Source organism: Azonexus caeni, assembly GCF_048146105.1.
GTDB classification, from domain to species: Bacteria; Pseudomonadota; Gammaproteobacteria; order Burkholderiales; family Rhodocyclaceae; genus Azonexus; species Azonexus aromaticus_B.
In genome coordinates this window covers 65,719-74,321 of record NZ_JBKJAD010000022.1, presented here as the reverse complement: position 1 = coordinate 74,321, position 8,603 = coordinate 65,719, and the positions used below count along the sequence as shown (strand labels likewise).

10 protein-coding genes are annotated in these 8,603 nt (G+C 63.0%); 6 read left to right on the top strand and 4 right to left on the bottom strand.

Annotation, left to right across the window (positions count from 1 at the left end; translation table 11 throughout):
- Window positions 1-188: 188 nt before the first annotated feature.
- Both ACLIIZ_RS17445 and ACLIIZ_RS17440 read left to right on the top strand, forming a co-directional pair.
- Window positions 189-1,265 carry a hypothetical protein gene (locus tag ACLIIZ_RS17445; protein ID WP_416694149.1) on the top strand — a complete coding sequence of 359 codons (1,077 nt, stop codon included), beginning with the start codon at window positions 189-191 and terminating at the stop codon, window positions 1,263-1,265.
- Window positions 1,266-1,721: 456 nt separating this feature from the next.
- Window positions 1,722-1,889: a hypothetical protein gene (locus ACLIIZ_RS17440; protein WP_416694147.1), complete on the top strand. Its 168-nt coding sequence runs from the start codon at window positions 1,722-1,724 to the stop codon at window positions 1,887-1,889.
- 17 nt (window positions 1,890-1,906) lie between these two features.
- On the opposite strand, the gene ACLIIZ_RS17435 is transcribed toward ACLIIZ_RS17440, so the two are convergent.
- The 4 genes from ACLIIZ_RS17435 to ACLIIZ_RS17420 all read right to left on the bottom strand — a co-directional run bounded on the left by ACLIIZ_RS17435 (window position 1,907) and on the right by ACLIIZ_RS17420 (window position 5,603).
- Window positions 1,907-2,236, bottom strand: coding sequence for a helix-turn-helix domain-containing protein (locus ACLIIZ_RS17435; protein WP_374328030.1), 330 nt, complete (start codon window positions 2,234-2,236; stop codon window positions 1,907-1,909).
- Window positions 2,220-2,543, bottom strand: a complete 324-nt coding sequence (locus tag ACLIIZ_RS17430) for a type II toxin-antitoxin system RelE/ParE family toxin (RefSeq protein ID WP_416694145.1) — start codon at window positions 2,541-2,543, stop codon at window positions 2,220-2,222. Before ACLIIZ_RS17430 ends, ACLIIZ_RS17435 begins: the two co-directional genes overlap by 17 nt.
- Window positions 2,544-2,739: 196 nt before the next feature.
- Window positions 2,740-4,896, bottom strand: coding sequence for a 5-histidylcysteine sulfoxide synthase (gene ovoA / locus ACLIIZ_RS17425; protein ID WP_416694143.1), 2,157 nt, complete (start codon window positions 4,894-4,896; stop codon window positions 2,740-2,742).
- Window positions 4,897-5,111: 215 nt separating this feature from the next.
- The gene (locus ACLIIZ_RS17420; RefSeq protein ID WP_416694141.1) at window positions 5,112-5,603 is read right to left on the bottom strand and encodes a hypothetical protein; all 492 of its coding nucleotides are present in this window, start codon (window positions 5,601-5,603) and stop codon (window positions 5,112-5,114) included.
- Window positions 5,604-5,864: 261 nt separating this feature from the next.
- Between ACLIIZ_RS17420 and ACLIIZ_RS17415 the strand changes: the two genes are divergently transcribed.
- The 4 genes from ACLIIZ_RS17415 to ureA all read left to right on the top strand — a co-directional run bounded on the left by ACLIIZ_RS17415 (window position 5,865) and on the right by ureA (window position 8,598).
- Entirely contained in the window at window positions 5,865-6,476 is a 612-nt protein-coding gene (locus ACLIIZ_RS17415) for a hypothetical protein (protein ID WP_416694139.1), read from the top strand.
- Between the two features lie 11 nt (window positions 6,477-6,487).
- Window positions 6,488-7,027, top strand: a complete 540-nt coding sequence (locus ACLIIZ_RS17410; RefSeq protein ID WP_416694137.1) for an ankyrin repeat domain-containing protein — start codon at window positions 6,488-6,490, stop codon at window positions 7,025-7,027.
- Between the two features lie 391 nt (window positions 7,028-7,418).
- On the top strand, window positions 7,419-8,285 hold the full coding sequence (locus tag ACLIIZ_RS17405; RefSeq protein WP_416694135.1) for an urease accessory protein UreD: 867 nt from the start codon (window positions 7,419-7,421) through the stop codon (window positions 8,283-8,285).
- A gap of 10 nt (window positions 8,286-8,295) precedes the next feature.
- The gene (ureA, locus tag ACLIIZ_RS17400) at window positions 8,296-8,598 is read left to right on the top strand and encodes an urease subunit gamma (protein WP_026688269.1); all 303 of its coding nucleotides are present in this window, start codon (window positions 8,296-8,298) and stop codon (window positions 8,596-8,598) included.
- The last annotated feature ends 5 nt before the right edge of the window (window positions 8,599-8,603 follow it).

The window sequence follows — 8,603 nt, the reverse complement described above, 5'->3', positions numbered from 1 at the left end:
CGGTCCCGCCGCGTCTGCTTCTTCTTCGCCGCATATTCCAGTTCAGAAAAGCTCGCTTGCTTTGTCATCTCGCCTACCCGCTGTCACGCTTTCAGCATTTTCTCATCCCAACGCTATCGTCGTTCCGGAAATCGGAATAAATCAGCGTCTCCCTAGGTGACATCCTCTTCCGCGACGAGCTCGGGGAGATGGTGCTCGAACCCCTGCTGTCGAAGGCGACCAACGAGCAGTTCGAAGCGCATGCTGCACAATTCGAGCGGCACTACGCAAAGGCGGACGCGACGAAAGACGTTACCGACGAGGGAGACTGTGCTGACGACGCCAAGATCGATGATGATACCGAGACCTTCCATGCACTCTGGAACGCGGAGATGGGCTTTACGCTCGAAGAAGGCTTACGCTTTGTCCATGCTCTCGACTCAATCGGCATGGCGAAAAACTCGGCGATTTTCGCGATGAAATGGAGCGAACTGGAGGTCGCAGGCAAGTCGGCCGAGCTTGACAACAACGTTGCTGGCGCGCTCCTAGACCAGTTCGTGCTCAGCACGCGTCCGAAGTGGGATGCGGTGCCAGACGGGTTTGACCTTTCCGACATCTATCCTTGGCGGTTTGGTCGACGCCTATCAGTTGCAGCCCGCCCCTTGTTGCAGGTGGACGATAGCCATGATCCGTTGGTGATCGTAGCGCCCGGGCTCCTGCGCAAATCCCTACAGTACATCTTCGAAGGGGCGCACACGGGGCGCCTCAAACGAGAGTTTTTCCGTACGGAGGGGATGCGGGACGACTGGCTGGGGGAAGCTCGGGAAGGACACACGTTCGAAAAGACCCTGGAAAGCGAACTCCGCGACGCTGGATGGACTGTTCGGCGCGGCATCGGCTTTCCGGAAATCCTAAGGCGAAACCTGCCAACAAACCCAGGCGACATCGATCTTCTCGCTTGGCGTCCGGACCGCAATCAGATACTCATAGTCGAATGCAAGGATCTTTCACTTGCCCGAAACTACTCGGAAGTCGCTTCCCAGCTCTCCGAGTACCAGGGCGATGACATAAAAGGCAAACCAGACAAACTCAAAAAGCATCTGACGCGTGTGGCGCTCGCACGGGAGAACCTCGCTGACATGGCTCGATTCACGTCCGTGACAGATCCTGAGCTTGTATCCTGGCTTGTCTTCAGCGGTGTATCCCCAGTCACTTACGCGCACTCGCAGATCGCTGCACTGGAAGGGACCCATGTCGGGCGACCGAACGACATTCTTGAATTCTGACGGAAGGTAACCGGTTCGTAGCTGCGTGACGAGATAGCTGCGGGCATTCGTAGCGAACGATTCACGCGTGCAACCTTCAACCTGTCCGTTCTCAATTACAACGATAATGTCCTCACGACTCAAGCGGAAAGTAGCATGGTGTCGGCTTTCAACGTGGCTATCGGGACTTGCGGATCTTTGCGGTGGAAATGGCGCTCCGGGGCGGGAGCGGTCGCTCACAAGCAGAGCACGGACAGGCAGCTTTGGTCGAGGAGTAGGCAGTCAGCCTTCGGGCTGTACGACTGCTCCGCTCAGTAACTCGCCACTGAACTGCCTAGAGTGTGAATGTCTCTTGTGGGTCGGCAGCCGTCCCCGTTGACGCTTCATGCACGGCAAAAAAAACAACACGGGCCTGAGCACATCAGCCGAGGCTCCCTCGGTGAACGTCCCTGCCACAGCTAGCACCAGGCGGCGCTCGTGGTTGCTGACCAGTTCGCCTTCGTCCGGCAGGGTGTAGCGGACGGTGCCGGTTTCCAGCTGACGGATGGCGACCGAATTGCCGCCAGGCCGATATCCAGAGAAAACCTGAGCAAGTCTGTGGATAACCCAATAAAAAGCCCGGCGATCAAGGCGATGCCGGGCTGATTCGTTTTTGGGCGGAATCAGGCCGCCAATTCCCGTAAAACTTCCGGATGCGCTTGCGCCACCCGCAGCAAGGTTTTTGCCGCACCGGAAGGCTCGCGCCGACCCTGCTCCCATTCCTGCAAGGTGCGCACCGACACCCCCATCAGTTCGGCGAACTGCGACTGCGATAGCCGGGAAGTCAAGCGGGCCTTGGCAACTGGCGATTCCACCACCCGGCCATCCCGGCTCACCACCGACACCCGACCGACCTTGCCTGCCTGCATTTCGCGGGCGGCTTCCCGCAACTCGGCATCCAGATCGCGCCCGGCATCGCGGGCCATCAATTCAGCTTCATTCAATTTCGGCATGATCAGCCAGCTCCCGTAAAAGATTCAGCGTCGCCGCAGAAATGTTCTCCTGTGCGCTCTTGGCATACACCGTCAAAAGCCAGATACGGCCCTTGGCGTCCTGCACGTAATAGAGCACCCTGACGCCACCTCGCTTGCCCATTCCGGCTCGCGACCAGCGCAACTTGCGCACCCCGCCAGAACCCGGCACCACATCGCCCGCTTTGCTGTCCTTCGACAGGTGGCGCTGCAATGCGGCCAACTCTTCATCGCTGAAATAATCCTTCGCGTAGCGGGTGAAGATGGGGAGTTCGATGAAGGTGTGCATGCGGGGATTATACGTCTTTGACGTATGCCATCAATCCTTGCGAATACCGCACTCGGCAACCAGCAATACCATGCTCAGCCCGGAGCCACAAAAGGCGAAGCGCAAGGTAGCGCTTCGCCAGAGCAAATCAGCCGAGGCTCCCTTGGTGAACGTCCCTGCCCTCGCTAGCACCACGCGGGGCACGATCGCGCTGGCGTCATGACTTGCGCTTCCAGACCGTCACCTCGCTCAGGGTGTGCTGGTGCTTGCGGCGGGTTTCGCGGATGACGAAGGGGACGGCTTGCGGTCCTTCGACGAGGGTGAAGCTGGCGCCGAGGATGTCCTTCAGACCGTCGAGCGTGGTGTAGGACTCGCCGTCCTTCTTGTAGCCGCCGATCCATTCGTCGCGCTTGGTGTATTCCTCCAGCCAGGTGTAGGGCGAGGCCAGCACCAGCAGGCCGCCGGGGTTGAGGCGAGCGGCGACGCTGTCGAGGAAGCGGCGCGGGGCGTACAGGCGGTCGATCAGGTTGGCGGCGAGGATCAGGTCGAAGCCGCCGAAGATGTCCTTCAGGTTGCACGCGTCTCCCTGCCAGAACGCCACCCGGCCGGCCGTTTCGGCGAGGCCCAGGCGGTCCAGGCGGCGCTCGTGATAGCTGACCAGCTCGCCTTCGTCGGGCAGGGTGTAGCGCACGGTGCCGGTTTCCTGCAGACGGATGGCGACCTGGATGAAGCGCGCCGAGAAGTCGATGCCGACGACCTGCTCGAACACCCGCGCCAGTTCGAAACTGGCGCGGCCGGTGGCGCAGCCGAGGTCGAGGGCGCGCGCCTGTGCGCCGTTGCCGTGGCGGCGATGCGCGGCGATGGCGAGTTCGGCCATCGCCCGGGGGAAGTTGGGCACGCCGAAGGCTGAATCGCCGTAATGGAATTCGGCGTACTGCGAGACCATGGCGTCGGTTTCGTAAGCGGAGACCGGGTTGGTCACTGGCATTTCAGTCGCCACGTAGCGGAAGCCGGCATGCTGGAAGAAGTGGCGCCGGAAGGCGTAGCGCGAGGCAGCGCGGGATTCGTTGCCGGTGGCGATCCAGCTGCCGCCCTTGATGATGTTGTGGCGCTCGTCGAAGGTCGGGCTGGTGAAGTCGTCGTAGATCGGATGGACCGCGAAGCCGTCGAAGGGATAGGTCGGCGTTTCGCACCATTGCCAGACATTGCCGACGACATCGAACAATTCGCCGTGGGCGAAGCGGTTCACCGGGCAACTCGAGGCCCAGTGGTCAAGATGCAGGTTAGCGGTGGCCGGCGCGTCGGGCGGCACGTCAGTGAGTTGCACGTGATCGTGGATGCGGTGCCATTCGTCCTCGCTCGGCAGACGCAGCGGCTGGCCGCTCTGCTCGGATTTCCAGCGGCAGAAGGCGCGCGCTTCCAGGCAGTTGGTTTCCACCGGCCAGTCCCAGGGCATGGGCACTTCTTCGGCGAGCAGGCGCAGCTTCCAGCCGCCCGGCACGCTGGCGTCGGCCACCCAGAAAGTGGGATGGGCCGCCTGGGCAAAGCGTTTCCAGGCGGCGCCCTCCTCGTCCCAGTAGCGGTCGTCGGCATAGGCGCCGGCAGCGACGAACTCGCGGAACTCGCCGTTGCTGACCAGATGGCGGGACGCCTGGAAGGCCGCCACTTCCGCCTGGTGCTGGCCGTATTCGTTGTCCCAGCCGTAGAACGGATCGCTCAGGGCGCGACCGAGCACGACCCGGCCGCCGGGAATATCGACCAGCGCATTGACCGGCGCCGGGCCGCTGGCGCGGCAAGGCGCCCAGGCCGGGTGCGGCTTGACGTAGCGCAGGGCGTGCTGGCGCATCAGCACGGAAGAAGTTTCGAGGTGGATGCGTTCGTGCTCGATCCCCATCAGCACCGCCCAGAACGGATCGTTCCAGCCGATGGGCAGCGCGAAGGGCGTATGGCGGATGACGCCATCGATGACTTGCCGCGCCTGCCGGCGGTAGGCGCGCACCTCGTCGACCGTCGGCCAGTCGTAGCGGGCGTCGTCGAGATCGTCCCAGCTCATTTCATCGACGCCGATGGCGAACATGGATTCCAGGCGCGGGTCGATGCGCTGGTCGATCAGGCCGGCGAGCAGGAACTTGTTGATGAAGAAGGTGGCGGTGTGGCCGAAGTAGAAAATCAGCGGGTGACGCAGGCTGATCGGCTTGGTGTAATACGCCTCGTCGCAGCTCAGCACCTCGAACAGCGATTCGTAGCGGTCAAAGGTGGCGTGGAAATAGCGCAGCAACTCGGCGCGCTTGGCTTCGCCATCGCTCCCGGCCAGACAGGGGGTGCGCGGGAATCGGGCAAGTTCGGCAGCGCTGCGTTCGGAGGGGGAATTCATGGAAGCACGACCCGGGACGGTTGGATGACAGCGCCAGTTTATGGGCAGACTTGGCGCTGGCAAAGTGCGCGTTCTGGCTTCCCGCGAAGATTTCCGCGCCGGGCAAATCCGGGAGGTTGCGCCGGTGATGCGGCAAAGGGCGGCGATGCGTCATCCCTGCCGGCCGGGTTGCGGTGAAGCGAGCCCGCCCGGCCCGCTCCTGGCGCCCCCGGAATTCAGCGCTGGCGCGACTTGCCCGACTTCGGCAGCGGCTTGCGCGCCCGTTGGCCGGGGCGCGACTGGGTTTCAGCTTTCGGCTTGGGCATCAGCAGGTTGGCGGCGGGGCCGGCGGCGGCGGCGCGGTGCGACTGGAGGGCGGCCTGCCAGGGTGAGGCGTCAATGGCGACGGGGATTTCCGGCGTCGTCGCGGTGTAGCCGGCGAGCAGGTTGCGCAGCGCGGCCAGGCGTTGGGCGTTGTCGCCGCGCGCCGGCAGCGCTTCGATCAGCTTTTCGGCGGCGGGGGCCAAACGGACACCATCGTCGCCGCCGGCGATCAGGCCGGCGCCGTCGAGGCTGGCGAAGGCAGTGGCGAACTCGGCGGCGCTGGGCAGGCTGCCCTGGATCAGTTCGACCGCCGCGACGATGGCCGCCGGGTCGGCCGGCCGGCGCTTGGCAGCGAGCGAAACGGCCAGCAGGAGAAGCAGTTCGTGATCGTGGATGGGGGACATGGAAAACCTTTGCTGGAAATGGCGCCGCTCGGAACTCGACTCGCTGCCTGACCCGACAGTGTAGCGTTTGCTTGCCCCGGCACGCTGCCGATTTGGCGGAATTCTGCGCATTCCTGCGCAATCCTTGGTATTCCCGGCGCCCTTCCCGGCTCATTGCCGCATCTGCGCGCTGATTTTCCTGCAGGTAGTCGTAGCCGATATGCGCGGCGTCGCTGATCAGACTGTTATCGTCCGCTGCCGCTGTTCGAGATTGCCCAGGCCATGGGCGTTTCCCTCATTAGCATTCCGGCCGGGGCGGGAGCCCTGGCTTGGCAAAACACATGGCTATTTCGCGGGCCGCGAATGGCATATCCATTCGCCGATGGTATTATGCCTTGCGCATTTTTTACCCAATTCAACGCATTCGCGGAAAGAATCATCATGGGATCGATCGTTCACACCATACCAGACATACCTGACGCCAACCTCATCTATGACGAAAATGAGACACGACAGATTCTCAAGTTCTTCTGGCCGAGTTTTTCTGAAGTCATCGACACCCTGACCATCACCAACGACACCCGCCGACTTGCACAAACGGCATTGATTGCGGCGATTGATGGTTCATATGCGATGGGATATGTGAGCGCACTTTGGGACACGATGACGCACGCTGTCACGCGGAACAACCGGAACATTCCGGCCTTGGCAAGGCGCCTGGCGCGCAACTTCATACGCCATTGGTGGCGGCATACGCGAGAGCAAGACCTTGCGGATGTGCAGATTTACGAAACCGTTCGGGCAGACATCGCGCGCAACCTGCGCCGGCGACTCGACGCCTTCGCGAACGACGTGGCGCTCAAGCGCGACACGACGACCGTCACTCTGGCGTAGCAAGAAACCACATGAATATGAAACGCGCAATACGCTGGGGGATCGGCCTTATTGCGGTCGCAGTCATTGGACTCTACGGGGAATATGTCCGCGAGAAACTGCAGTTATCTCCGTCGCTGTTATTGGCATGCGCGGACGTAGAACGCGAACCAGGCGCATGGACGTGCCGACAGATACTGCTGCGCCGAACGTTCACGACCGAGGAAATCGCGCAGTTGAATCGCGATGGCGGCGCACTGTTTCCCGTCCTGGCAGAGAATCCGGCGTTAGCTGAGGAAATGCTCGCCTTGTTCATTGAACGTGGTGTCGACGTCAATGCGGGAGAAGAAAAGGTACGGCACTGGACTGCGCTACATGCGATGGCCATTGAAGGCGATCTGGCGCGCGTCCAGTTGTTGCTGCGCCATGGTGCTCGCGCCGACTTGCAGGACTCGAACGGCATGACCGCGTTGGACTTTGCCCGCAAGAAGCTGGAGGAGCTACCAAGCGATCCTGGACGCAAGGAAATCGTCCGCCTGCTCGAAGAAGTCGCATCACGCCGGGCTGGCTGAAGACTCACGTTTGTCGTAGTCGAGACATTGGGCGCTTGACTCGGTCAAACCCCTTGTCCGTTTCTTTAAAAATGGCGCCGGCTTTCGCAGCGCCATTTTTCATTTTCATGCCGTTGGCCCGGTCGACCGCTGGTGTCTCATTGGCGCTTCGCTCTTCTCAACGCTGGCGCGACCTCGGTAGCGGTTTGCGCGCCCGTCGAGCGGGCGGGATCGGGTTTCTTGGATGTGGGGCATGGGAAACCTCCGCTGAAAATGCCCCCACTCGGAACTCGACTCGCTGCCGGAGCCGATAGATGTACCGCTTCGGCCCGGCCACCGCACGATCGACTGATACGGATTATGCGTACTCCTGCGTATTCCCCGCCGCCGGCCCTTCCCGGATAATCCGCCCATGACTTCGCGCCCTCCCGTTTTCCAGGCCGACAATACCGCCGCCTGGCATGCCGAGTTGCACCTGGCCTTCGCCGCCCGCGCCGGCCGCACGGTGCTGCGCGAAAATCGCCATCGCGGTCCGCTGCGCGTGCAGAAGGCGCTCTACCCGGAAGGCGACGCGGTCTGCCAGGCGCTGCTGCTGCATCCGCCCTCGGGCATTGCCGGCGGCGATCATCTGGCGATCGACATTGCCGTCGACGCCAACAGTCACGCCCAGATCACCACGCCGGGCGCCGGCAAGTGGTATCGCTCGGGCGGCGCGGCGGCGTCGCAGACGGTGACGCTGAACGTCGCTGCCGGCGCGACGCTGGAATGGCTGCCGCAGGAAAGCATCGTCTTCGACGGCGCGATTGCCCGCATGGATACCCGCGTTTCGCTCGCCGCCGACAGCCGCTACCTCGGCTGGGACATCCTCTGCCTGGGTCGGGCGGCGGCTGGCGAGCGCTTCGCGCACGGGCGTTTCGACCTGTCCTACCGCATCGAGCGCGCCGGCAAACCGCTGTGGGTCGAGCGCGGCGGCTTTACCGGCAACGATGCGATGTTCGCCAGCCCGGCCGGTTGGGCCGGCGCGACGGTGTGCGGCACGCTGCTGTGCAGCTTCCCGGAACTGCCGCAACAGGCCGCCGCCCTGCTCGAAGCGCTGCGCGCATTGACGCCCGGCGACGGCGCACAACACGACATCACCGCCCTGCCCGGTTTGCTGATCGCCCGTTACCTCGGCGACAGCAGCGAAGCCGCCCGGCTGTGGTTTGCCGAACTGTGGAAAATCCTGCGTCCGGCCGGCTGCGGCCGACCGGCCGTGCTGCCCCGAATCTGGAATACCTGAAGGAGTCGTTATGGAACTGACACCGCGTGAGAAAGACAAGCTCTTGATCTTCACCGCCGGCCTGCTCGCCGAGCGGCGGCTGGCCAAGGGCCTGAAGCTGAACTACCCGGAAGCCGTCGCGCTGATCACCTGCGCGATCATGGAAGGCGCCCGCGAAGGCAGAACGGTGGCCGAGCTGATGCACGCCGGCACCCAGGTGCTGACCCGCGCCGACGTGATGGACGGCATCGCCGAGCTGATCCCGGAAATCCAGGTCGAAGCCACTTTCCCGGACGGCACCAAGCTGGTCACGGTCCACAACCCGATTGTCTGAAAAAG

What these genes read in the sequence shown, in the direction of transcription:
- ACLIIZ_RS17445 (WP_416694149.1), top strand. Translation starts at nt 189, where the DNA reads ATGGTGCTCGAACCCCTGCTGTCGAAGGCGACCAACGAGCAGTTCGAA.
- ACLIIZ_RS17415 (WP_416694139.1), top strand. Translation starts at nt 5,865, where the DNA reads ATGGGCGTTTCCCTCATTAGCATTCCGGCCGGGGCGGGAGCCCTGGCT.
- ACLIIZ_RS17435 (WP_374328030.1), bottom strand. Translation starts at nt 2,236, where the DNA reads ATGCCGAAATTGAATGAAGCTGAATTGATGGCCCGCGATGCCGGGCGC.
- ureA (WP_026688269.1), top strand. Translation starts at nt 8,296, where the DNA reads ATGGAACTGACACCGCGTGAGAAAGACAAGCTCTTGATCTTCACCGCC.
- ACLIIZ_RS17420 (WP_416694141.1), bottom strand. Translation starts at nt 5,603, where the DNA reads ATGTCCCCCATCCACGATCACGAACTGCTTCTCCTGCTGGCCGTTTCG.
- ACLIIZ_RS17430 (WP_416694145.1), bottom strand. Translation starts at nt 2,543, where the DNA reads ATGCACACCTTCATCGAACTCCCCATCTTCACCCGCTACGCGAAGGAT.
- ACLIIZ_RS17410 (WP_416694137.1), top strand. Translation starts at nt 6,488, where the DNA reads ATGAATATGAAACGCGCAATACGCTGGGGGATCGGCCTTATTGCGGTC.
- ACLIIZ_RS17405 (WP_416694135.1), top strand. Translation starts at nt 7,419, where the DNA reads ATGACTTCGCGCCCTCCCGTTTTCCAGGCCGACAATACCGCCGCCTGG.
- ovoA (WP_416694143.1), bottom strand. Translation starts at nt 4,896, where the DNA reads ATGAATTCCCCCTCCGAACGCAGCGCTGCCGAACTTGCCCGATTCCCG.